Below are 22003 nucleotides of genomic sequence, written 5' to 3'. Positions count from 1 at the left end.
TTCAGCGCTGGAAGAAGGAAGGACAGGGCTTCGACAAGCTCAGCCCGAACGGGCTTTGGGTTAGCCGACCATTGCCTGCGCCACCGCCTCCGCCGCCTTGATCCCGTCGACCGCCGCCGAGAGGATGCCGCCGGCATAGCCCGCGCCCTCGCCCGCCGGGAACAGGCCGGGAAGCGTCAGGCTCTGGCCGTCCTTGCCCCGCGTGATGCGGATCGGCGAGGAAGTGCGGGTCTCGACGCCGGTCATCATCGCGTCGGGGTGATCGTAATTGGCGATCTGGCGGCCGAAGACCGGCAGAGCCTCGCGGAAGGCTTCCACCACGAAATCGGGCAGGATGGTGGCGAGGTCGGTGGGCGTCACGCCGGGCTTGTAGCTCGGCTGCACCTCGCCGAATTTGGTCGAGGCCCGGCCCGCAAGAAAATCGCCCACCGTCTGCCCCGGCGCGGCGTAGCTGGAGCCGCCCGCCACGAATGCCTTCTCCTCCAGCGCACGCTGGAGGGCGATGCCGGCGAGGGGGTGGCCGGGATAATCGCGCTCTGGGTCGATGCCGACGACGAAGCCCGAATTGGCGTTGAACTCGGCGCGCGAATATTGGCTCATGCCGTTGGTGACGACGCGGCCTTCCTCGGAGGTGGCCGCCACCACGCGCCCGCCGGGGCACATGCAGAAGCTATAGACCGTCCGGCCGTTCTTGCAGTGATGAGAAAGGGCGTAGGCAGCGGCCCCGAGGATCGGATTGCCCGCGCAGGCACCGAAACGCGCCTTGTCGATCCAGCTTTGCGGATGCTCGATCCGAACGCCGATCGAGAAGGGCTTGGCCTCGATATAGACGCCGCGATCATGCAGCATCTCGAACGTGTCGCGCGCCGAATGGCCGACCGCGAGGACGATATGGTCCGCCTCCAGCGTCTCGCCGGTCTGGAAGCGCAGGCCTTCGATGCGGCGTGTGCCGTCGAGCCGGGTATCGATCAGGATATCCTCGACGCGATGCTGCCAGCGATATTCTCCGCCTAAGGACTGGATCGTCTCGCGCATGCTCTCGACCATCGTGACGAGCCGAAACGTGCCGATATGCGGGTGCGCCTCGGTGAGGATGTCCTCGGGCGCGCCGGCTTTCACGAACTCCTCCAGCACCTTGCGGCCGAGGAAGCGCGGATCCTTGATCTGCGAATAGAGCTTGCCGTCGGAGAAGGTGCCGGCGCCGCCCTCGCCGAACTGGACGTTGCTCTCGGGGTCGAGCCGGGATCGGCGCCACAGGCCCCATGTGTCCTTCGTCCGCTCGCGCACCACCTTGCCGCGATCGACGATGATCGGGCGGAAGCCCATCTGCGCGAGGATCAGCCCGGCGAACAGCCCGCAGGGACCGGCGCCGATCACCACCGGGCGCTTGCCGGACCATCCGGTGGGCGCGGTGACAGGCGGGGTATAGCTTGTGTCGGGCGTCGGCCTGACATGCTGGTCGCCGGAGAAGCGGGTGAGCACCGCACCCTCGTCGCGCAGCGTCACGTCGACCGTATAGACCAGCAGGATCGCCGACTTCTTGCGCGCATCGTTGCCGCGCCGCCAGACGGCGAAGTCGATCATCTCGTCTGCCGCGATGCCCAGCCGCGCGACGATGGCGGCGGGCAGAGCCTCAGGCGGGTGATCGAGCGGCAGCTTGAGTTCGGTCAGGCGGAGCATGGCGGCGCCTTAGCGGGATTTCGGGCGCGGCGCGAATGGCCTTCTCCCGCATGCGGGAGAAGGAGGGGCCCCGTCGCGTAAGCGATGGGGAGGGTGAGGGTCTTCTTTTTCAGCGGTATCGCTCGCGTCCAAGAAGAAGACCCTCACCCAACCCTCTCCCGCAAGCGGGAGAGGGCTTCAGGTCAGCCCTTAGGACAAGCCTCCACTACAGACGCCCCAATACCCGGCCGGTCGAGCAGGCTCCGCGTCACGCCGTTGGTCCAGCCGAAGCCGTCCTGCACGGGATATTCCCCCCCCCCGCCGGCCTGTCCATTGTCCACGTCGTATTTCTCCACCATGCGGCCGGTGCAGGCGTAGAAGGCGGAGACCGTCTTCACCCAGCGCTGCGCCAGCGTGTCGGCGAGCGTCGTCTTGCCGTAGCGATCGAGGCCGGTGACGCCGACCCACAGCAGCGGCGCCCAGCCATTGGGCTCGTCCCATTGCTGGCCGGTGTGGACGGTTGTCGTCTTGAGGCCGCCCGGAGCCAGCAGTTGCGCCTGCGTCAGCTTCGCGGTGGCATCGGCCTGCGCGGGCGTCGCGAGGCCGACGAACAGCGGATAGAGGATCGCCGCGCTGATCGCGGACGTCGGCTTGGCGGTCGAGCGGTCCCAGTCGGCGAAGCGCTTGTCCTTCGCGCTCCAGAGGTACTTGGCGATCGCCGCCTTGCGGACATCGGCCTGCTTGGTGAAATCCGCCGCGCAGGCGGTGTCGCCGAGCGCCGTGCAGCGCCGCGCGATCGACATCTCCAGATTCCACATCAGGCTGTTGAGATCGACCGGCACGATGTCGGTGGCGTGGATGGTGGCGAGCGTCCCGCCGTCCTTGAGCCAGCGCGAGCTGTAGTCCCAGCCGCTCTCGGCTCCCGCGCGCAGGTCGCGGTTCACGGGGCGCGGCGCTGCGGCCGCCGTGGTCGCGACATCCTCGGCATAGGATTCGTCGCGCGGGGCGTCGCGGGCGTCCCAATAGCGGTTGAGCAGGCTGCCGTCGGGCATCCTGACGACATGCTGGCAGGCGCCGGACGCGTCGAGGCAGGTTGATCCGGCCATCCAATAGGCATGCTCGGCCTCCAGCGCAGCGAGCCGCTGGCGATCGAGCGCGGGATCATGCGTGTCCGACAGGTCCATCATCAGCGCCAGGAAGGGCGGCTGCGAGCGGGAGAGATAGTAAGTGCGCGTGCCGTTGGGGACGTGGCCGTAGCGCTCGATCATCGAGACGAAATTGGCGAGCATCGAATCGATCAGCGGCTGCTCACCGTCCGCCTTCAGGCCCAGCATCGTGAAGTAGCTGTCCCAGTAATACATCTCCTGATAGCGCCCGCCCGCCACGACATAGGCGTAGGGAAGCTGGATCGCCGACGAGCCGGGGACGACCGCCATCGGCGGCCTGGCGAGGATCGGCCAGAGCGCCTTGATATGCTCGCGCATGCTGCGCTTCTGCTGGTCGGTGTCGCCGAGCTTGCGGAAATGTTTCGCCACGAAGGCGGCGAGCGCCTCCTTGCCCTGCGGGTTCTCGGACCGGAACGCCGCCATGATCGCCTCGGGACGATCGCGTGGCACCATGTCGGCGAAGGTCTTGGAATCGGGGAAGACGTGCGCCAGTTCGACCGCCTTGTAGAGCGGGCCATAGACGTCATCGGGCGTACCAGCCGCGCGCGACACCTCCATCACCTTCGTCGCCGGGTCGAAGACGGGCGCGGCGGCGATCAGCCCCAGCGCCGCGAGGAGAAAAGCGAGCAGGCGGGCAGTCTTCATAGGAATACTCGTAAAAATGCCGGCCGGAACATGTACGCGGTTCCGGCCGGCAGGCTGGGGGTACGCTATCAGAACTTGTAGGCGGCAGTGATGGTCGCATGGCGCCCGAAGATCGGACGGCCGAGGAAATAGCCGTTGTCCGTGCCGGAGGTCAGCGTGCGGACATTGCCCTCGGTCAGCGCCAGCGTGTTGGTGACGTTCTCGACGGTCGCCTGGATGGAGAAATTCTCCTTCAGGTCGATCGAGGCGCCGAGATCCAGCGTGTCGTACTTGGCGAGCGGCTGGAGGTTCGAATCGTCGGCGAAACGCTTGCCGACGTGCGTGTACGTGCCGAACACGCGCGCCTGACCCCAATCGGTGCGGAACGTGTATTGCGGCATGATCGCGAACTGGAACTTCGGCTGGCGGGGCACCTGATTGCCGGACTTGGTGGCGTAATCGAGATACTTGCCGTTCTGGTAGACGCCCCGGAAGCCGATCTGTACGCCCTCGATCGGCCGCACCGCGCCCTCGAACTCGACGCCGTAGGCACGCGAGCCGGAGAGACCCACCACACTGGAGCCGTCCGCCAGGATCTGGGTGAGCAGCAGGTCGTGGAAGCGGTTGTAGAAGCCGGTGAGGTAGAGATCGTAATAATGCGTCGAGGTTTTGATGCCGACCTCGTACTGGCGCGCCTTCTGCGGCTTGATGTTCTCGGGCGTGGTGAAGTTGTTGCGCAGATCGTCGAACTGCGGGAGCAGCGCGCCCTGGTTGGCGCGGACGAAGGCGTTGAGGCGGTTGGTGATCGCGTAATCGGCGCCCACCGTCCACGAAACCTGCGTCTTCTTGTAGGTAAGGTCGCTCCACGTGCCGTTCAGATAGGCGGCATTGTTATTGTAGGCGGTGAGCGGATTGTTATCGAGATCGCCGGTCGAGCTGTTCTCGGAATGATCGGTGATCTTGGTGTGCTCGACGCGGACGCCGCCATCGATGCGCAGCTTGCCGATCTTCCATTCGTCGCTGACGTAGCCCGCCACGTTGTCGCTCTTGTAGTACGCGTTGACGTCGTAGCTGTTGGCGCTGGTGAAGCCGTCGCGGGTCAGCTGGGTGCCGTCGTCGAGGCTGGCGTTGAGCACGCGCGCCTGCGGCTCCAGCGCCAGCAGCACGCTGTTGCCCAGGTTCCAGATGTCGTGGTCCTTCACGTGGGCGTAATAGCCGCCCACCGTCAGCGTGTTGCCCTCGAATAGCTCCTTGGAGAGCTTGAGCTCGTCGGTGAAGCTCTGGATGTGCTTCTCCACCGCCCAGATGCCGGCCTGGATCGTCTCGGCATTGCCCGCGAGCGCCTGCCCGCTGTCGGCATAGGTCACGCTGCCCGCGCGGCCGTTCAGATACTGGTCGACGGTCTGCGGGTTGTCGCCCGTGAACAGCGCGAAGGTGTTGGCCTGGCCCTTGGTGAAGTTCATGTTGTTCTGGACGGTGAAGCCGCCTCCCAGATCGTAGCTGAAGGTCGATCCGAAGGTGTAGATCCTGGCACCACGGCCCCTGGAGAGATCGACCTGCTTCTTCTGGGTCGGCCCGCCGTTTATGCTCGGCCCGACCTCGATCTGTGTATTCTCGATCTCCTTGCCGACGAGCGTGTCGTCGCGCGCGTCGAAGCCGGGCAGCGTGCTGACATGGCCATTGCCGTCGGTCGCCAGCGGCATCGGCGTGTAGAAGGCGTTCTTGTCGTCGAGATAGCGGCCATAGACGTTGATCTTGCCGCCGTCGAACTTGTGGGTGACGCTGCCGGTGATCTGGCCGCCGAGATCGCCGGTGAAGCCGGTGTGGCGATAGCCGTCCGAATAGCGGTAGAAGCCGCCGATCATGTAGGTGGTGTTCGGATCGATCGGGCCCTGCGCGACGAAATCACCGCGATAGGTGCCCTCGGTGCCGTAGGTGGCGCGCAGCGAGAGGTGCGGATCCTGCGTGCCTTCCTTCAGAATGAAGTTGGTGGTGGCGCCGGGCTGGCCGTTGGCGAAGATCGGGCTGGGGCCGCCGCGCAGCACCTCCATGCGCTCCACCGTGTCGTCGATGCGGAAGACCGAGCTGTCTTCCAGGAAAGAGAGCGAGGAGGGGGCGATGATCGGCGATCCGTTCATCTCCAGCGTGAGGAAGGGCGCGTCGCCCGAGGAGGGGAAGCCGCGGATGAAGACGTTGGCGCCGCTCTCGCCGCCCGAGGTTTCCACCCACACGCCCGGTACGATCTTGAGCAGGTCGGCGGTCGAGATCGGCTGGACCTGGCGGATTTGCTCGGCGGACGCGGTGGAGATCGAGTAGCTCGCGTCGAGCTTGCGCAGGCCTTCGCGGTTGGCGTTGCCGGTGACGACGATTTCCTGCACCGGCTCGGATGCCGGTGCTGCGGCGGGCGCAGGCGCGGTGTCAGCCTGTGCCAGCGCCGGCGTGGCGGTGCCCGCCAGCAGCGCGAGGAGGAGGGTCTTGTGGGTCATGTCGTTCCTTCCTGAAGGATGTTTTGTGTCGTTGGGGGCGGGTCGTTCCGGCGACAGCCGCCCGGTTCGCGAAGCACGCGGCTTCGCGATTGTCGGTCTTGGGGAATCCGGAGGACCTGGACGGGGCTAGGGCGGGCTACGCGCCATGACTTAAAAACCGTATCTTGCGCTGAGCTCGACCGAGCGGCCGAGGATCGGGCGCGCGAAGATCGCCCCCGTCCCCTGCGCGCCGAGCATGCGCGGATTGCCTTCGGTCAGGCCGATGGCGTTGGTGATGTTGTCGGCGGTGGCCTGCAGGCGCAGGCGCGGCGTCATGTCGAGGCTGAGGCCCGCATCCCACTTCCAGAAGCGCGGCAGCAGCTGCGCGTTCTGCACGTCGGACCAGCGATCGCCCATATAGCTGATCGTGGTGGAGAGGCTGGCCTTGCGGCCGCCGATCGTGAAATCCCAGGCGGGGGTGACGCGCCACTGCCATTCGGGCTGGCGCTGGACGCGGTTGCCGGTGAGGTCGGTCAGGCCGTCGTCGGTATAGAAATGGCGGTAATGCGCGTCGAGCCAGGTGCCCGAGAAAGTGACCGAGATCGGTTTTTTTGGGCGCCACACGCCCTCCAGCTCCACGCCGGTCGCCCGCGCGCCGCCGATCGAGGCGAGCGGCGCGCCATCGGTGATGACGGTGGTGGCGAGGCCCCGGAAATTGTTGTGGAACAACGTGGCGTAGAGGCTGAGCGGACGTGTCGATAGCTTGATGCCACCCTCCACCGTATCGACCTGCGGCGCCACATCGATGCCGTCGCGGAGGTTGTCGAAGAAGGGGAAGCTGTTGCCGTGGCTGAACCGCGCGAAGGCGCCGAGCGCGCGCGTGATGTCGACATTGGCTCCGATCGTCCAGGACCATGCGCCGCCCCTGTAACGCAGGCGTGAATTGGTGCCGGAGAGCACGACGTCGTCATTGTCGTAGAGGGTGAGCGGGTTGCCATCGAGCCCGCCCGGCCCCGTCGAATCGTTGTCGGCGATCGTGCCGTCAACGCTGTGATGCTGATGGCGGATGCCCGCATCGATCCGCACCCGGTCGTTGAGCTTCAGCTCCTCGACGCCGTAGAAGGCGAGATCGGTGCCGGTGTAATGCGCATTGACGAGGAAGCTCGCGCCGCTGGTGAAACCGTCGCGCGTGACGACGTCGCCGTTGGCGAGCGTCATGTTCAGCCGCTCGGCATTGGGTGTGGCGGTGAGCAGCAGATCGTTGCCGGTATTCCAATAATCGCGCGATCCGTAGCGCGTCGCGTAGATACCCACCGTCGCCTTGCTTGGCCCGGCCTTCCACTCCAGCGTCGCATCGTTGACGAGGGCGAAGACGCGCTTGCGGATACTCCATACGCCAGCTTCGACGATCGCCTGATCGGGCGAGACGGCGCGACCATCCGAGACGGTGGTGAGCGAGGCGATGGTGCTGCCCAGCTTCGCAGCATAAGCGGCGGCGCTTTCCGGCGCGACATCGCCCGAGACGAGGCCAGTCGTATCGGCATGGCCGGCGAGCCAGCTGAACTTGTCGCGCACGGTGAAGCCGCCGCCGAGATCGCCTTCCAGATTGGCACCGAGATTGACGATCCGCGCCCCGCGTCCGTCCTCGAGATCATAACGCCGGCCGTCGTTCAGCGTGCCGATGCGGGTGTCCGGCCCGGCGAGCGTGCCACTGCCGGCGTCGAAGCCCGGATAGGCGCTGATCCTGCGGCCATTCTGCTCCACCGGGATGGGTAGCAGCCATTGCGAGCGGTCATTCAGATATCGAGTGAAGACCAGCACCGATCCCTTGCCGAAATCGTGGCGCAGGTTGGCGGTGATCTGGCCGCCGCGATCGGCATCGAAATCCGGCGAGCGGATGCCGTCGCCCCGCGAATAATAACCGCCGATCATGAACCGGGTGTCGGCACCGAGCGGGCCGGATAGCAGAGCGTCACCGCGCACCTCGCCGTCGGTGATCACGCCGAGCTTGGCGACGCCCTCCAGATGATCACCGCCCTCGCGCAGGACGAGGTTGACGGTGACGCCCGGCTGGCCCGAGGCGAACAAGGCGCTAGTGCCGCCGCGCACTGCCTCGACCCGCTGCACCGTCTCGTCGATCCGGTAGAGCTGCGAATTTTCGAGGAAGGAGAGCGTCGCCGGCGGGAAGAAGGGCACGCCCTCGGTCTGGAACGTCACATATTCGGCATCGCCGCCCGAAGGATAGCCGCGCACGAAGATGTTGGCGCCGTTCTTGCCGCCCGAACTCTCGATGGTGAGGCCGGGGACGAGCCTGAGCACATCGGCGGTGCTGGCCGGCGCGAGCCGGTCGATCGCGGCGCGGTCGATGCTGGTGACGGCGAAGGCCGCCTCCTGCCGGCGCGATCCACCGCCCGGCGTACCGACAACGACGATGTCGGGCGCCTTCGCCACGTCGGCGGGCGCGATCGCATCCGGCTCGGCGGGGTCGAGGCGGAGCGCCGGCCTAGCCACGGGTGCCGGTTCCAGCAGGATCGCGCCACCCGGTGCGGCCCGCGCTCGAAAGCCAGTGCCGGCGAGCAGTCTCGCCAGCGCGCGATCCGGATCGAGCCGGCCATGCACCGGTGCGGCGTGCTTGCTCGCCACGTCCGTCGGCGCGAACAGCAATTGCCGCCCGCTCTGCCGCGCATAAATCGCCAGCGCGTCCGAGAGTGTGCCGCGAGGAATATCGAAATTGAGCGGAGGCGCCGCGATCGAGCGGCCCGGCCAGAGCGCTGTCGCCAGTAGGATGGCAGCGCTGGCATGCGCGAACCGGGTTTGCCATGGCACCTGCCTCCTCCCTCGCGATCCCGTCGTATGCGGAACCTTCAAGGGACAAGACGCAGGGCTTTCCAAAAGCCGAACCCCCAGGCGAAATTTTTTTCTCGGCCGCCTATCGCGAGGCGATGACGACGCCTTCGCTGCTATCCTGCTTCACGCGCACGGGAAAGCCCGAGGTGAGCGCATCGACGAAGGCGGGGGTCTCTGTCGTGCGGAAGGCGCCGGAGACGTGCAAAGAAGCAACACGGCTGTCGGCAATACGGATCGGGCGGCGGCGATAGCGGTTGAGCTCGCTCGCGGCCTGCGCGACGGGCACGTCGTCGAACTGGAGCAGGCCGGAGCGCCAACCGGTGAAGCTGGCGGGATCGTCCAGCTTCTGGATCGTCACGTCGTTGCCGCGCGCCGCCAACAGTTTGCCGGACGTCAGAGCCACAGAGGAGTCGCCGCCCGCCAGCGACAGCGAGCCGTCCATCGCGAAGGCGCGGACCTGGCCCGGATCGGTCCGGATGTCGAAGCTGCCCCGATCCGCCGTGAAGCTGTGTCCACCTGCGGAGACGAGGAACGGCTTTTCGGAAGGCTTGAGCCGGAACCAGCCTTGCCCGTCGAGCAGCACGCGGCGCATGTCGCCGTCGTAACGCACCTCCAGCCGGCTCGCGGTGTCGAGGGTGACGGTCGATCCGTCGGGCAGCGTCACGTCGGCCTGCTGGCCGATTCCGGTGCGGAAGGTCTCGCCGCTCGGCTGCACCATCCTGGGGGACCAGGCATGGATGCCGAGCGCGGCGAGCGGCGCGCCTGCCAGCAGCAGGACGGCGGTGGCGACCACCTTGCGTTTCGTCAGCAAAGGCTTGGGCGCCAGCGCGGCGCGCGCGAGCGTCTGCTGGCGGAGCGAGAACAAACCCGGTTGATCGGCCATTGCCTGTGCCGCGTCCCGAGCGGCGCTCACCCGCGCATAGGCGGCGTCGTGCTCGGCACTCATGCAGCGCCATGCCTCGAAAGCGGCGCGCGTCGCATCGCCCGGAGACTCCATCCGTTCGCGCCAGGAGGCCGCTTCGGCGAGCAGGGCGTCGTCAGCGTTCACGCCAGTCCTCCAGCGCGGCGGTGACGCGGGCGAGCGCCTTCGCCTGGTGCTTCTCTGCGGCGCGCGTCGAAATGCCGAAGGCGCGGGCGACGTCGGCCATCTTCACTCCCTCCAGCACGCGCAGTACGAAGATGTCGCGGGTCCGTTCGGGAAGCTCGAGCAGCACCGCCTGCAGGCGTTCTGCCGCCTCCCTGCTCTCCAAGACGCGGTCCGGCGGAATCTCCGAACCTGCGAGACCATCGTCGAGCAATTCGTCATGCAGCCCGGCCCCGCGCACGGCATCGCGGCGTGCCCGATCCTTGAGCACGTTGGCGGCGGTGACGAACAGGAAATGCTCGGGCTTCTCGATCGCGGCCGGGTCGGGCATCCTGCTGAGCCGAAGGAATACGTCCTGCACCAGATCGGGCACGTCGGCTTTCACCGCCACCCGCCGCTCGAAGAACCGCCCCAGCGCCTGCCCATAGCTGTGCGCCAGCCGCGCGAGGATCGTCTCCCGGGCCGTGCCGTCTTCAGGCCTGTCGCGCTGCGGTTCCGTGCTGTTCTCTCCCCTGCAGCGCGGGTCATGGATCGGAAGCGCATGCCGCGCAAGCTTAGACGAATAGCTTGGTGGGCAGAGGCAGGATGATCGGCTAGGCTGCCGTGCCATGAAGCGCAGTACGGACCTGCCGTCGGTGATCGGGCCGGTGGTCGGGGCGATCGATCACTATCCGGCCGGGCATGCCGAAGCCCTTCGCAGCCACGAGCGCGCGCAGGTCGTCCACGCGCTGACCGGGGTCATGTCGGTGACGACGGAGGCCGCAAGCCACGTACTGCCGCCGCATCGCGCGATCTGGCTGCCGGCGGGGGCGCCCTACGAGATCTTCTGCCGGGGCCCCGTCACCTTCAACTGGCTGTCGGTCGATCCCGTTTTGCCCGACGGACCGATGGAGCCGCGCGTCTTCGACGTGCCGCTGCTGGTCCGGGCGCTGATCCAGGAGGTTCTGGCCTTCGATCACGATGCGGCCTCCGAGGCGCGCGAGGGCCAGATCGTCCGGCTGCTGATCGACGAGATCGCGCGCATGCCGGCGACGCCGCTCTCCGCGCCGATGCCCGGCGATCGCAGGCTGAGGAGGGTCTGCGACGTCATCGTCGGCGATCCCGCCGACCAGCGCGATCTCGATGCGCTCGCCAAGGAAGCAGGCATGGGGCGCCGCACCTTCACCCGTGCCTTCCGCGCCGAAACCGGCATGGCCTTCGCGACCTGGCGGCAGCAGATCCGGCTGATGGCGGCGCTGTCGATGCTGGGCGAGGGCCGGCCGATCACCGCGATCGCTTACGATGTCGGCTACGAAAGTCCGAGCTCGTTTACCGCGATGTTTCACCGCGTGCTCGGCGTGCCACCCAGCCATTACGGCCGCAGCCGGGCCTGACAGGCCTCATTCGTTGCCGAAGATGCTGCCCAATATACCGCCGACCACCGCGCCCGCCGCGCCGGTGCCGGCCACCGTGCCGAAATTGACCTGCTCGTTGCGGTCGCCCGGCAGGTAGCGCGCGATCTCCTCGGCGAGGTTTAGGATCGGCATCGATTGCAGCCACACCTTGCCCGGCCCGGTAAGCGTCGCGAGGAACAGTCCCTCGCCGCCGAACAGGATATTGCGGAAGCCGCGCATCATCTGGATATCGGTCGCCACGCTCGGCTCCTGGATGCCGATATGGCCGGCGTGGACGAGCAGCCGCTCGCCGGGCGCCAGACTCTTCTCCACAACCTCGCCCGAAAGATCGAGGAACACCGTGCCCGGACCGGTGACGCGCTGGAGGATGAAGCCTTCGCCCGCGAAGAAGCCCGCTCCCAGCCGCTGCTGGAAGGCGATGTCGAGCGTCACCGATTGCTCGGCGCACAGGAAGGTTTCCTTGCGGCAGATCAGCGACTGCCCCGGCCCCAGCCTGAACGGCATGATCTGCCCGGGAAAGCGCGGCGCGAAGGCGATGTGGCCGGCACGCTCGGCCATGAACTCGGTGATGAACAGGGTGCCGCCGCCCATCGCGCGCTTCAGGCCCGCGAACAGGCCGCCGCCGGTGTGGGTCTGCATCAGAATCGTGTCGCTCATCCACGCCATGCTGTGCGTCTGGCTGTAGAGCCGCTCGCCCGCATCGAGATCGATCGAGACGGTCTGCATCGTCGTGCCGGAAACCTCGTAGCGCATCGCCTAAGTCCTTCCGCTTGCACTCCCGATGCTGTTGTATCCGGATAAGGCACCGGGCGAAAGGGACACGAAAAGGCCCGGCCGGTCGCCCGGCCGGGCCTTCGCCATCAGAGCGGTGTCACGCGCCCGTCAGTAGGTGCCGGAAAAGCTCCGGTTGAGATTGGTCGCACCGCGATCGCTGTCGTCGCGATCGCGCCCGAACAGGCCGCGATTGCTGTCCTCGTCTCGCCATGCCTGCTGGGCCTCGGCGGCCGTCTTGCCGAGGTGGACCTTCTCGTCGACGGACTTGATCCATGAAGACGGAATCGAATGGTGATGCCCGCCGGCGTCGCGGTCCGTCTTGGTCAGCAGGATGCGGTCGCCGCGGATATGATCGACCTTGCCGACATGCGTGCCGTCCGAGCCGACCACTTCCATATGCTCGGTCACCGAGCGGAGCGAATCGCGCTGGGTCTGGCGGTTCTGGCGCCAGCTCGCGAACTCGTTCTCGAAGCGGCTCTGATGCTCGCGGCGATATTCGTCATAGTCCTGATCGAACTGGCTGATCTGACGGTTGCGCCAGTTGCCGTAGCCGTGGACATCATTGTCCCGCGAAGCGGAACCGCCACCATAATAGGAGCGATAGCCATCATACCGCGCGTCCCGATCGCTGCCGTAGCGATATCCCGTGTCGGCATAGCTGTGCGTGCGAGTGCTGTCCGGATAGCCGGTCTCGAACTGGCGATCCTCGCCCGTCGCCGGATAATGATAGGAACTCGGCGCGTAGCCTCGCGAATAGCCCGAGGCACGATAACTCTCGTCGCGGTTCGAACGGCCCCAGGTCGGATAGCGATCCGGGCTACGATAGCCGCCGACCGAGCGATCAGCGTAGCGGCCGCCCTCGTAGTGGCCCCGTTCGCGCTCGTAGCGCTCGTCGGCCAACTCGTCCATGCGGCGGCGACGCTCCGCCTCCTCGTCGCCGAACCACGAGCGGACCTCGTCGCCGGCGCGATCGAAAAACCCGCGATCCTCGGGATTGCCATAGCGGGGTTCGCGATAATCGCGGTCGTAGCCGTAGCGGCGGTCGTTGCGTTCATAGCCCATGGGGACGTCCTTTCTCCTGCGGAACCGGGAAAAGCTGTCACACGATATCGTCCGCCTCGGCGGCGCCCGTGCGATCATGCCCATCAACGGGAGAAAAGCCTTGTCGTTCCGATCGTTACGGGTACGATGGAATGCCAGCGCGGCCAATCGAAAGGCGGCCGCGACCAGTCGCCAGAGAGGACGGGATGATCAATTTGGTAGGGGCGGCTTTTGCGCGTTGCCAGCCCGGTAAACCGCCGCTAAAGGGAGCGCCCACCGGCGGTGCGGGGCTGTAGCTCAGATGGGAGAGCGCTGCAATCGCACTGCAGAGGTCAGGGGTTCGATTCCCCTCAGCTCCACCACGCCCGCCGGTTCATGCCTGACCATCCGTCGCTTCGTCGAAGCGGCCCAAGCCACGGTCGGTCCCGCATAGCCGATCCCAGACGCGGAAATAGAGCCCGTAATTGCAGCGATACTGCTCGTGGTGCCGCTGATGGTGGCTCGCGGTGATCAGCCAGCGGCCCGCCGGACCCTCTACCAGCCGGCGGGGGAAGATCTCCCAGCCCATATGGTTGGTCACGCCCATCAGCGTCATGATGGTCAGTACGCACGCCAGCGCCGTCCAGTGCATTGGCACGACCAGCACGAGCGCGGGGATCACCACCGCGCCGGTGATCGACTCCCACGGGTGGAAGCTCATCGCCGCCCAGGCGGTCGGCGGGCGGCTGGCATGGTGGACGGCGTGCGCCGCGTGGAACAGGCGGGGTGTATGCATCCAGCGATGTGTCCAGTAGAACCAGCTGTCGTGCGCGAATAGGCACAGCAGCACCGATACCGGCCACCACCAGAGCGGATGCGCGTGGATGTCGGTATAGACCCGCGTCCAGCCGCGATGCGCCCAGCCCCAGGCGAGCAGCCCCGCCGGCATTCCGTAGATCGCCGCCGACGCGAGGCTCCAGCCGATCTCGCGGCGCATTTGAGGGCGCAGTCCGCGATAGAGAGCGGGATTGCGGCGGTTCGTCGCGAACGCGAACGCGCCTGAGACAATGAGGTAGCGCACGCCCACGATCAGCGTCATCGCCAGCGCGGAGAGGAGGAGGGCGGGGATCGTCGTCATCGGCCTCTCATACTCCACAGCCCCTTGATCCGGATCGCAAAAAGGAGGAGCAAGACGGCAAGGGGAGCGGGGGATGGCAGCCTCGATGTCCTGCCGTCCGGAACCCGAGCGTATCATGGTGGAAAACAACCCGAATTCCGGATCGGCCCCGCGCCGGATCGACCCGCGCTACGCGATCGATCTGGCGGCGCGGCTCGTCGTGGTGGAGGGCAAGCCGGAGCCGGTCCGCCTCATCAACCTGTCGCGGCACGGCTTCCGCGTCGCGGTGCCCCTGGTGCTACCTGCCGGGCAGCCGGTTCGACTGGAGGTCGACGGCTGGCCGCGCCTCGTCGGCCGGGTGGTGTGGTGCGACGGCGGGCGGATCGGCTGCATGGTCGACGTGCCGCCGAGCGAGGCGGTGTACGCAATGATGTGCGCGTCGACGCAGGGCCCGGAAACCACCGACTAGGCCGGCAAGGCGTGCGTCCAGGTCACTCGGTCGGCCGGTTCCCCGCTTCCTCGCCGTGCAGCATCAGCCATTCCATGATCCGGCCCCAGACCAGTTTCACGTCGCCCTCGGCGGCATCGAACTGCCGGATCACCACCGACAGCGCCCGATCGCCGAACCGATCGACCAGGCTTGTCGCCAACGCATTGATTTGCTCGTCCACATCGACATCCTTCACAGGGCCGACAATCGACCACTGCATGGGCCGGCGCTCTAGGGCGCGTTGGGGGTCTTGTGGCTGCACGAGTGTACAAACTGTATCAGTATCGATCAGTCTCGACCATCGTCTAACGCTCTGCGCAGAATCGCGGGCGGGTGACGCGAAACGCTAAGGGCGGTACGGTTCCGTTATGACACGCATGCGCCAGTGCGATCTTGCGATCGTCGGCGGCGGGCTCGCCGGCGGGCTGATCGCGCTTGCGCTGGCGAAGCGCCGCCCCGATGCGCGCGTGCTGCTGATCGAGGGCGACGAGAGGCTGGGCGGCAACCATGTCTGGTCCTTCTTCGAAAGCGACGTGGCGCCGGCGGATCGCCCGCTCGTCGTGCCGCTCGTGGCGCAATACTGGGACGGCTATCATGTCGTCTTTCCGGGGCTGCGGCGGCGGCTCGACGCGCGCTACCATTCGATCACGTCGGACCATTTCGATCGCAGGCTGCGCGAGGCGCTGCCCGCCGAGCGCGTGCTGACCGGCCGTAAGGCGATCGGCGTCGGCCCGCGATCGGTGGTGCTCGCCGACGGCACGCGGATCGAGGCGGGCGGCGTGATCGACGCGCGGGGACCGGGCGATCTTGCGACGCTGGAATGCGGCTGGCAGAAATTCCTGGGCCGCGAGTTGCACCTCGCCCGGCCGCACGGCCTCGCCCGGCCGGTGGTGATGGACGCCAGTGTCGAGCAGACAGACGGCTACCGGTTCGTCTATCTGCTGCCCTTCGGGCCGGACCGGCTGTTCGTCGAGGACACCTATTACAGCGACACGCCCGACATCGATGCCGTGCTGCTGGCCGGCCGGGTGTCGGCCTATGCCGCCTCGCGCGGCTGGCCGGTGCAGGATACCTCACGCGAGGAGCGGGGTGCGTTGCCGGTGGTGCTGGCCGGCGATTTCGACACCTATTGGCGATCGGGCGGCGCCAATGTCGCCAAGGCGGGAATGCGCGCCGGACTGTTCCAGCCGACCACCGGCTATTCGCTGCCCGATGCGGTGCGCACTGCGAGCTTCGTGGCGGGTCTCAGCGACTGGTCCGCCCCGGCGCTGCACGATGCCCTGTTCGGCCATGCGAAACGGGCGTGGGAGGAGCGCAGTTTCTACCGCCTGCTCAACCGCATGCTGTTCCGCGCAGCCGAGCCCGAGGAACGCTGGCGGGTGCTGCGCCGCTTCTATGGGCTGGACGAATCCCTCGTGCGCCGCTTTTACGCGAGCCGCTCGACGACGATGGACAAGGCGCGCATCCTGCTCGGCCGCCCGCCAGTGCCGATCGGGCGTGCGTTGAAGGCGATCGCCGGGTAGAATGTTTCCGTAGTCACGGGACCGCTCTCGGTTTTGGTTGGCGCGATTTCCGATCCGGCAGGTGATTCCCCCTGCCTCGAAATCGCTTTAGGGTTTGCGTGGCATGAAGACGGCGGCGGTGATCGGAGCAGGGTTCGGCGGGCTGGCGCTCGCCATCCGCCTGCAGTCGGCGGGGATCGCCACGGTGCTGGTGGAAGCGCGCGACAAGCCCGGCGGCCGCGCCTATGCGTGGGAGCGTGACGGCTTCACCTTCGACGCCGGCCCCACCGTCATCACCGATCCGAACTGCCTTGCCGAGCTGTGGCGCCTTTCGGGCCGCGACATGGCCGAGGATGTCGAGCTACTGCCGGTCAACCCATTCTACCGGCTGAACTGGCCCGATGGAACGAGCTTCGACTACACCAACGACGATGCCGCTCTGAACCGCCAGATCGCGGCGCTGAACCCGGAGGACGTGTCCGGCTACCGCCGCTTCCTCGATTATGCCGCCGGCGTCTATCGCGAGGGCTACGAGAAGCTTGGCCATGTCGCCTTCCTCGATTTCGCGTCGATGATGAAGGCCGGGCCGGACCTCCTCAAATATCAGGCGTGGCGATCGGTCTATTCGATGGTGTCCTCCTTCGTGAAAGACCCGCATCTGCGGCAGGCGCTGAGCTTCCACACCCTGCTGGTCGGCGGCAATCCGATGACGACGAGCGCCATCTACGCGCTGATCCACAAGCTGGAGCGGGACGGCGGCGTGTGGTTCCCGAAAGGCGGTACCCATGCGCTGGTGCGCGCGATGGTGGCGCAGTTCGAGCGGCTGGGCGGCGTTGTGCGGCTGGACGACGCGGTCGCCTCGATCGATACGTTGGGCGATCACGTCACCGGCCTGACCACCAAGAGCGGTTGGCACGGCAGCTTCGATGCCGTCGCGTCCAACGCCGACATCGTGCACAGCTATCGCGACCTGCTGACCTCCAGCCATCGCGGTGAGCGGGCGGCTCGGGCCCTGGAGCGCAAGCGCTTCTCGCCATCCTTGTTCGTCGTTCACTTCGGCATCCGCGGCGCATTCCCCGGCATCCCGCACCATTCGATCCTGTTCGGCCCGCGCTACGAAGGGCTGCTCAAGGACATCTACGATCACGGCGTGCTGGCGCGCGACTTCTCGCTCTATCTCCATCACCCGACCGTCACCGACCCGGCACTCGCGCCAGAGGGCTGTTCGTCCTTCTATGCGCTGGCGCCGGTGCCGCACCTCGGCAAGCTGCCGGTGGATTGGGATCAAGTCGGCCCGATCTATGCCGACCGCATCCTCGATTATCTGGAAGCGCGGCTGATCCCCGGCCTGCGCGAGCGGCTGGTGACCAGCTTCCACTATACGCCGATGGATTTCGCGGGCGATCTCAACGCGCATCTGGGATCGGCCTTCAGCCTCGAGCCGCTGCTCACCCAGTCCGCCTTCTTCCGCGTCCACAACCGCGACGATCGCATTCCCAACCTCTATTTCGTCGGTGCCGGGACCCATCCGGGCGCGGGCATCCCGGGCGTGGTCGGCTCGGCAAAGGCCACGGCGGCCCTGATGCTGGACGATCTGCGGCGTTCGTGAGGAGTATCCCGAAGTGAAGCGTCTTGCCGTCTATTGCGGCTCCGCCACCCCCGCCGATCCGCGCTACGTCGAAAGCGCGCGTCATGTCGGCCGCACCTTTGCCGGGAAGGGCATCGGCCTCGTCTATGGCGGGGGCCGGCTCGGGTTGATGGGCGCGGTGGCCGATGCCTGCCTCGAAGCGGGCGGCGAGGTGATCGGAGTGATTCCCTCCGCGCTGGTCGATGCCGAAGTGGCGCACAAGGGCTGCACCGAATTGCACGTCGTCGAGACGATGCACCAGCGCAAGCAGGCCTTCACCGATCTGTCGGACGGCTTCGTCACCATCCCCGGCGGCACCGGCACGATGGACGAGCTCTGGGAGGCGATGAGCTGGGCGCAGCTCGGCTATCATCACAAACCGGTGGGCTTGCTCAACGTCGCGGGTTTCTACGACGGGCTGCTCCAGTTCTGGGCGAAGATGGGCGAAACCGGCTTCGTCCGCCTCCAGCATCGCGGCATCCTGATCGACAGCGACGATCTGGACGATCTGCTCGCGAAGATGGCCGCCTACGAGCCGCACTCCACAATCTTCGCGATGAAGGCGACGGAACTCTGATGGTGGATCGGGCGGCCCTCGTCGCGCATGCCCGGAGCACCATCGCGAAAGGGTCGAAGTCCTTCGCCGCGGCCTCGCGCCTGTTCGATCGGCGGACGTGCGAGCGGGCGCAATTGCTCTACGCCTGGTGCCGCGCCTGCGACGACATCGCCGACGGGCAGGTGCTCGGCCATGGCGCGAGCGCGGTGCAGGACGCGGCCGCCCGGCTGTCCCGAATGCGAGCGCTGACGGCCAAGGCGCTGGCGGGCGAGGAGACGGGCGATCCCTCCTTCGATTGTCTCGGCGTGGTCGCGGCGGAGACCGGCTTGCCCGCGCGCTACGCACACGATCTGATCGACGGTTTCGCGCTCGACGCGCAGGACTGGCGGCCGCGCTCGGAGGCCGACCTACTGCGCTATTGCTACCATGTCGCCGGCACGGTCGGCTGCATGATGGCGGTGGTGATGGGCGTCGACCCGAGTGACGAGGCGACGCTGGACCGCGCCTGCGATCTCGGCATCGCCTTCCAGCTGGCCAACATCGCGCGGGATATCAGCGAGGATGATGCGATCGATCGCTGTTACCTGCCGGTCGAATGGCTGGTCGAGGTCGATATCCCGCCCGGCGAGCATATGAAGCCGCCCTTCCGCCCGCGCCTCGCCATGCTGGCGCGGCGGCTGGCGATCATGGCGGAGCGCTATGAGGCCTCGGCGCGGGTCGGCACGAAGAGGCTGTCCTTCCGCGCAGCCTGGGCAGTGCTGGCGGCGGCTGGAATCTACGGCGACATTGCCCGCGAGGTCGCGGCACGGGGCGAACGCGCGTGGGACCGGCGCGTCTCCACCTCGGGGGCGGACAAGCTCGGCTGGGTGATCACGGCCGCGTGGCAGGCGGCGGGGCGGCAACTCCTGCCCGATGCCGCACGCGAAGGGCTGTGGACCCGACCGCGCTGAGTCTAGCGGTTGAGACGGTTGTCGGGGTTGCCGGTGCTGGTGGCGGTGCCCGGCGTGCCCGGGCCGACCGGCGCGGGCTTGACGAGAGGAAGCACGCTGCCGGTCTTCGGAAGGTCGGTTTGCTTCGCCATGGTGGAATCCCCTTGCGTAGGAAGCCATGATACGCCCGTCGCGCCGCGCCCGGCAAATGCGAAGATCGTATGCCCTCCGCCGGTCCTATCCTCGATCCGGTGCCCGCATGCCCGCCCGCTCCCTGCGCTTGAGCTCGGCCTTCAGCGCCTCCGGCTTTGGTGCGACAAGGAAACCGAAGCTGACCGTGCCCGCCTTGGTCTCGACGACATGGTGCAGCCGGTGGGCCTGGACGATGCGCTTCATGTAGGTCGAGCGGGCGACATGGCGGTGGGGCAGGCGCTTGTGCACGATCCAGTCGTGGAAGCCGAAATAGATGGCGCCGTATGCCGCGATCCCCGCGCCGATCCAAGTGCAGCCCGGCCACCAGCCCCAACGCACCCCGCCGGCCAGCAGCAGGATCGAGGGGAGCGCGAAGATCACCGCATAGAGATCGTTGAGCTCGAACGCCCCCGTCCTCGGCCGATGGTGGCTGGCGTGGAGGAACCAGCCCGGCCCGTGCATTACCCAGCGATGCATCGCATAGGCGAAGCCCTCCATCGCCGCGACGGTGAGGGCGAACAGGGAGATGCCGGGAAGCAGGCTCATGGTGCCGATATAAACGGGAACGCCGTGTTCAGGAACCGCTCACCCGTGAAGTCTAGAGCGGACCCGCTATGAAACGCATCGCCATTCTCTCCCTCGTGCTGTTCGCTTCCGCCTGCTCCACCATCTCGCCCGAAGCGAAGGTGCGCGAGAAGCTGGTCGATGCCGGCGTCCGGCCCGAATTGGCCGACTGCATGGCCGGCAAGCTGGTGCGCAAGTTGAACGATGACGAGCTTCACCAACTCGCCCGCGCCGCCAAGTTGCCCGGCCAGCACCCTGGCCAAATGAGCTTCGATGAATTGAGCGAGCGACTGCAGGCGCTCAACGATCCGCACATCGTCAGCGTTGTCACACGAGTCGGTCTGGGCTGCGCGATCGCGGGTTGATGCCGCGCCTGCGAAATAGCGGGGTTGCCGCGCCTGCCATCGGGGATTAACGCGACCCCAAACCTTTGGACCAGCGGAGTCGCCTTCCCATGAACATCCATGAATATCAGGCCAAGGAACTGCTCGCGAAGTTCGGCGTCGCCGTGCCGGCGGGCCATGCGGCGTTGAGCGTGGACGAGGCGGTGGCGGCCGCCGGCAAGCTGCCTGGGCCGCTCTACGTGGTGAAGGCGCAGATCCACGCCGGCGGGCGCGGCAAGGGCAAGTTCAAGGAGCTGCCGGCCGAGGCCAAGGGCGGTGTCCGCCTGACCAAGAGCCTCGACGAGGTGAAGGCGGCGGCGACCGAGATGCTCGGCAACACGCTCGTCACCATCCAGACCGGCGAGCATGGCAAGCAGGTCAACCGCCTCTACGTCACCGACGGCGCCGACATCGACAAGGAATATTACCTCTCGATGCTGGTCGATCGCGCGACCGGCCGCATCGCCATGGTCGTCTCGACCGAGGGCGGCATGGACATCGAGGCGGTCGCCCACGACACGCCCGAGAAGATCCAGACGATCGTGATCGATCCGGCCGAGGGCTTCCAGCCGCACCACGGCCGCGCCGCCGCCTTCGCGCTGAAGCTCACGGGCGATCTCAACAAGCAGTGCGTCAAGCTGGTCGAGCAACTCTACAACGCCTTCGTCGCCACCGACATGTCGATGCTCGAGGTCAACCCGCTGGTCGAGACCAAGGACGGCCAACTGCTCGTCCTCGACGCGAAGGTGTCGTTCGATTCGAACGCGCTGTTCCGCCACAAGGACATCGTCGAGCTGCGCGACGTCACCGAGGAGGATCCGGCCGAGGTCGAAGCCTCCAAGTACGACCTCGCCTACATCAAGCTCGACGGCGACATCGGCTGCATGGTCAACGGCGCCGGCCTCGCCATGGCGACAATGGACATCATCAAGCTGAACGGCATGTTCCCGGCGAACTTCCTCGATGTCGGCGGCGGCGCCACCACCGAGAAGGTGACGGCGGCGTTCAAGATCATCCTCGCCGATCCGGCGGTGAAGGGCATCCTGGTCAACATCTTCGGCGGCATCATGCGCTGCGACATCATCGCCGAGGGTATCGTCACGGCGGCCAAGGAAGTGAACATCCAGGTCCCGCTGGTCGTCCGCCTCGAAGGCACCAATGTCGAGAAGGGCAAGGAGATCCTCGCGAACTCCGGCCTCGCCATCGTGCCCGCCGACGATCTCGGCGATGCGGCGCGCAAGATCGTGGCGGAGGTGAAGCAGGCGGCGTAAGGACATTCAGCATGGCTCGCGTTTCGGAAGACGATCCCAACGCCCGGTTTATTGTCGAAGTTTGGGAACGGAAGCCGATCGCATTCACCACCCTTTCAGAAGCTCGAGAAGAATTTGAGCGGCTCAAAGGTGGTGGTCGCTTCGACTTCGGGGAAATATCCGAATGGGTTGGTGAGCCTGACGAGTGGAAAGAGGTCGACTCTTTCAACGTATATGAAGACGAAGAATAGGTAGGAGACTTGGCATGAAGGTTCTCGTGCCCGTGAAGCGGGTGATCGACTACAACGTGAAGCCGCGGGTGAAGATGGACGGCACCGGCGTCGATCTCGCCAACGTCAA

21 protein-coding genes, 1 tRNA gene and 1 pseudogene are annotated in these 22003 nt (G+C 66.6%); 11 read left to right on the top strand and 12 right to left on the bottom strand.

Annotation, left to right across the window (positions count from 1 at the left end):
* Nucleotides 1–60 precede the first annotated feature (60 nt).
* The 6 genes from HZF05_RS07820 to HZF05_RS07795 form a co-directional block, all read right to left on the bottom strand.
* On the bottom strand, nt 61–1680 hold the full coding sequence (locus tag HZF05_RS07820) for an NAD(P)/FAD-dependent oxidoreductase (protein ID WP_160366236.1): 1620 nt from the start codon (nt 1678–1680) through the stop codon (nt 61–63).
* A gap of 182 nt (nt 1681–1862) precedes the next feature.
* The gene (treF, locus tag HZF05_RS07815; RefSeq protein ID WP_160366235.1) at nt 1863–3470 is read right to left on the bottom strand and encodes an alpha,alpha-trehalase TreF; all 1608 of its coding nucleotides are present in this window, start codon (nt 3468–3470) and stop codon (nt 1863–1865) included.
* Nucleotides 3471–3538: 68 nt separating this feature from the next.
* Nucleotides 3539–5935: a TonB-dependent receptor gene (locus HZF05_RS07810; protein ID WP_160366234.1), complete on the bottom strand. Its 2397-nt coding sequence runs from the start codon at nt 5933–5935 to the stop codon at nt 3539–3541.
* A 150-nt stretch (nt 5936–6085) separates the two neighbouring features.
* Complete coding sequence (locus HZF05_RS07805) at nt 6086–8740, bottom strand: TonB-dependent receptor domain-containing protein (protein ID WP_160366233.1); 2655 nt, start codon at nt 8738–8740, stop codon at nt 6086–6088.
* A 103-nt stretch (nt 8741–8843) separates the two neighbouring features.
* Nucleotides 8844–9809 (bottom strand): FecR family protein, encoded by a 966-nt coding sequence (locus HZF05_RS07800; protein ID WP_343046850.1) that lies wholly within the window; start codon nt 9807–9809, stop codon nt 8844–8846.
* Complete coding sequence (locus tag HZF05_RS07795) at nt 9799–10284, bottom strand: RNA polymerase sigma factor (RefSeq protein WP_281367495.1); 486 nt, start codon at nt 10282–10284, stop codon at nt 9799–9801. Before HZF05_RS07795 ends, HZF05_RS07800 begins: the two co-directional genes overlap by 11 nt.
* A 169-nt stretch (nt 10285–10453) precedes the next feature.
* Between HZF05_RS07795 and HZF05_RS07790 the strand changes: the two genes are divergently transcribed.
* Entirely contained in the window at nt 10454–11218 is a 765-nt protein-coding gene (locus HZF05_RS07790; protein WP_160366232.1) for an AraC family transcriptional regulator, read from the top strand.
* Nucleotides 11219–11224: 6 nt separating this feature from the next.
* On the opposite strand, the gene HZF05_RS07785 is transcribed toward HZF05_RS07790, so the two are convergent.
* Together HZF05_RS07785 and HZF05_RS07780 are read right to left on the bottom strand one after the other, a co-directional pair.
* Complete coding sequence (locus tag HZF05_RS07785) at nt 11225–11992, bottom strand: TIGR00266 family protein (protein WP_160366231.1); 768 nt, start codon at nt 11990–11992, stop codon at nt 11225–11227.
* 129 nt (nt 11993–12121) lie between these two features.
* Nucleotides 12122–13075, bottom strand: coding sequence for a DUF2171 domain-containing protein (locus tag HZF05_RS07780; protein ID WP_160366230.1), 954 nt, complete (start codon nt 13073–13075; stop codon nt 12122–12124).
* Nucleotides 13076–13340: 265 nt separating this feature from the next.
* Between HZF05_RS07780 and HZF05_RS07775 the strand changes: the two genes are divergently transcribed.
* Nucleotides 13341–13416 (top strand) — tRNA-Ala (locus HZF05_RS07775).
* 11 nt (nt 13417–13427) lie between these two features.
* On the opposite strand, the gene HZF05_RS07770 is transcribed toward HZF05_RS07775, so the two are convergent.
* Complete coding sequence (locus tag HZF05_RS07770; RefSeq protein WP_160366229.1) at nt 13428–14171, bottom strand: sterol desaturase family protein; 744 nt, start codon at nt 14169–14171, stop codon at nt 13428–13430.
* Between the two features lie 73 nt (nt 14172–14244).
* On the opposite strand from HZF05_RS07770, the gene HZF05_RS07765 reads away from it, so the two are divergent.
* Entirely contained in the window at nt 14245–14619 is a 375-nt protein-coding gene (locus HZF05_RS07765) for a PilZ domain-containing protein (RefSeq protein WP_181638824.1), read from the top strand.
* Between the two features lie 22 nt (nt 14620–14641).
* Here the strand turns inward: HZF05_RS07765 and HZF05_RS07760 are convergent, their stop codons facing one another.
* Entirely contained in the window at nt 14642–14821 is a 180-nt protein-coding gene (locus HZF05_RS07760; protein ID WP_160366227.1) for a hypothetical protein, read from the bottom strand.
* A gap of 187 nt (nt 14822–15008) precedes the next feature.
* Here HZF05_RS07760 and crtY point away from each other — a divergent pair, with 187 nt between their 5' ends.
* The 4 genes from crtY to HZF05_RS07740 all read left to right on the top strand — a co-directional run bounded on the left by crtY (nt 15009) and on the right by HZF05_RS07740 (nt 19275).
* Nucleotides 15009–16163 carry a lycopene beta-cyclase CrtY gene (gene crtY / locus HZF05_RS07755; RefSeq protein WP_160366226.1) on the top strand — a complete coding sequence of 385 codons (1155 nt, stop codon included), beginning with the start codon at nt 15009–15011 and terminating at the stop codon, nt 16161–16163.
* A 103-nt stretch (nt 16164–16266) separates the two neighbouring features.
* Nucleotides 16267–17751, top strand: coding sequence for a phytoene desaturase (locus HZF05_RS07750; RefSeq protein WP_160366225.1), 1485 nt, complete (start codon nt 16267–16269; stop codon nt 17749–17751).
* 13 nt (nt 17752–17764) lie between these two features.
* Nucleotides 17765–18346 (top strand): TIGR00730 family Rossman fold protein, encoded by a 582-nt coding sequence (locus HZF05_RS07745; RefSeq protein ID WP_160366224.1) that lies wholly within the window; start codon nt 17765–17767, stop codon nt 18344–18346.
* On the top strand, nt 18346–19275 hold the full coding sequence (locus HZF05_RS07740) for a phytoene/squalene synthase family protein (RefSeq protein WP_160366223.1): 930 nt from the start codon (nt 18346–18348) through the stop codon (nt 19273–19275). The genes HZF05_RS07745 and HZF05_RS07740 overlap by 1 nt, the downstream gene beginning before the upstream one ends.
* 2 nt (nt 19276–19277) lie before the next feature.
* On the opposite strand, the gene HZF05_RS22120 is transcribed toward HZF05_RS07740, so the two are convergent.
* Nucleotides 19278–19406, bottom strand: coding sequence for a hypothetical protein (locus tag HZF05_RS22120; protein WP_281367494.1), 129 nt, complete (start codon nt 19404–19406; stop codon nt 19278–19280).
* 85 nt (nt 19407–19491) lie between these two features.
* Nucleotides 19492–19992 carry a sterol desaturase family protein gene (locus HZF05_RS07735; protein WP_160366222.1) on the bottom strand — a complete coding sequence of 167 codons (501 nt, stop codon included), beginning with the start codon at nt 19990–19992 and terminating at the stop codon, nt 19492–19494.
* 68 nt (nt 19993–20060) lie between these two features.
* Here HZF05_RS07735 and HZF05_RS07730 point away from each other — a divergent pair, with 68 nt between their 5' ends.
* From HZF05_RS07730 to HZF05_RS07715, 4 genes and pseudogenes are all read left to right on the top strand, one after another.
* A complete protein-coding gene (locus HZF05_RS07730) occupies nt 20061–20375 on the top strand; it encodes a hypothetical protein (protein ID WP_160366221.1) in 315 nt (104 codons plus the stop codon).
* Between the two features lie 89 nt (nt 20376–20464).
* The gene (gene sucC / locus HZF05_RS07725) at nt 20465–21664 is read left to right on the top strand and encodes an ADP-forming succinate--CoA ligase subunit beta (protein ID WP_160366220.1); all 1200 of its coding nucleotides are present in this window, start codon (nt 20465–20467) and stop codon (nt 21662–21664) included.
* An 11-nt stretch (nt 21665–21675) separates the two neighbouring features.
* Entirely contained in the window at nt 21676–21894 is a 219-nt protein-coding gene (locus HZF05_RS07720; RefSeq protein ID WP_160366219.1) for a hypothetical protein, read from the top strand.
* Nucleotides 21895–21908: 14 nt separating this feature from the next.
* A pseudogene (locus tag HZF05_RS07715) lies at nt 21909–22003 on the top strand (electron transfer flavoprotein subunit beta/FixA family protein); the annotation flags it as partial.

The sequence above is a fragment of the Sphingomonas chungangi genome (genome assembly GCF_013778325.1).
In the GTDB taxonomy this organism is placed as follows: Bacteria; Pseudomonadota; Alphaproteobacteria; order Sphingomonadales; family Sphingomonadaceae; genus Solisphingomonas; species Solisphingomonas chungangi.
This window is presented reverse-complemented; position numbering and strand designations above follow the sequence as displayed.

Coding starts and splice junctions, on each gene's coding strand:
- HZF05_RS07820 (WP_160366236.1), bottom strand. CDS start 1,680: ATGCTCCGCCTGACCGAACTCAAGCTGCCGCTCGATCACCCGCCTGAG.
- treF (WP_160366235.1), bottom strand. CDS start 3,470: ATGAAGACTGCCCGCCTGCTCGCTTTTCTCCTCGCGGCGCTGGGGCTG.
- HZF05_RS07810 (WP_160366234.1), bottom strand. CDS start 5,935: ATGACCCACAAGACCCTCCTCCTCGCGCTGCTGGCGGGCACCGCCACG.
- HZF05_RS07790 (WP_160366232.1), top strand. CDS start 10,454: ATGAAGCGCAGTACGGACCTGCCGTCGGTGATCGGGCCGGTGGTCGGG.
- HZF05_RS07785 (WP_160366231.1), bottom strand. CDS start 11,992: ATGCGCTACGAGGTTTCCGGCACGACGATGCAGACCGTCTCGATCGAT.
- HZF05_RS07780 (WP_160366230.1), bottom strand. CDS start 13,075: ATGGGCTATGAACGCAACGACCGCCGCTACGGCTACGACCGCGATTAT.
- HZF05_RS07770 (WP_160366229.1), bottom strand. CDS start 14,171: ATGACGACGATCCCCGCCCTCCTCCTCTCCGCGCTGGCGATGACGCTG.
- HZF05_RS07765 (WP_181638824.1), top strand. CDS start 14,245: ATGGCAGCCTCGATGTCCTGCCGTCCGGAACCCGAGCGTATCATGGTG.
- crtY (WP_160366226.1), top strand. CDS start 15,009: ATGACACGCATGCGCCAGTGCGATCTTGCGATCGTCGGCGGCGGGCTC.
- HZF05_RS07750 (WP_160366225.1), top strand. CDS start 16,267: ATGAAGACGGCGGCGGTGATCGGAGCAGGGTTCGGCGGGCTGGCGCTC.
- HZF05_RS07740 (WP_160366223.1), top strand. CDS start 18,346: ATGGTGGATCGGGCGGCCCTCGTCGCGCATGCCCGGAGCACCATCGCG.
- HZF05_RS22120 (WP_281367494.1), bottom strand. CDS start 19,406: ATGGCGAAGCAAACCGACCTTCCGAAGACCGGCAGCGTGCTTCCTCTC.
- HZF05_RS07735 (WP_160366222.1), bottom strand. CDS start 19,992: ATGAGCCTGCTTCCCGGCATCTCCCTGTTCGCCCTCACCGTCGCGGCG.
- HZF05_RS07730 (WP_160366221.1), top strand. CDS start 20,061: ATGAAACGCATCGCCATTCTCTCCCTCGTGCTGTTCGCTTCCGCCTGC.
- sucC (WP_160366220.1), top strand. CDS start 20,465: ATGAACATCCATGAATATCAGGCCAAGGAACTGCTCGCGAAGTTCGGC.
- HZF05_RS07720 (WP_160366219.1), top strand. CDS start 21,676: ATGGCTCGCGTTTCGGAAGACGATCCCAACGCCCGGTTTATTGTCGAA.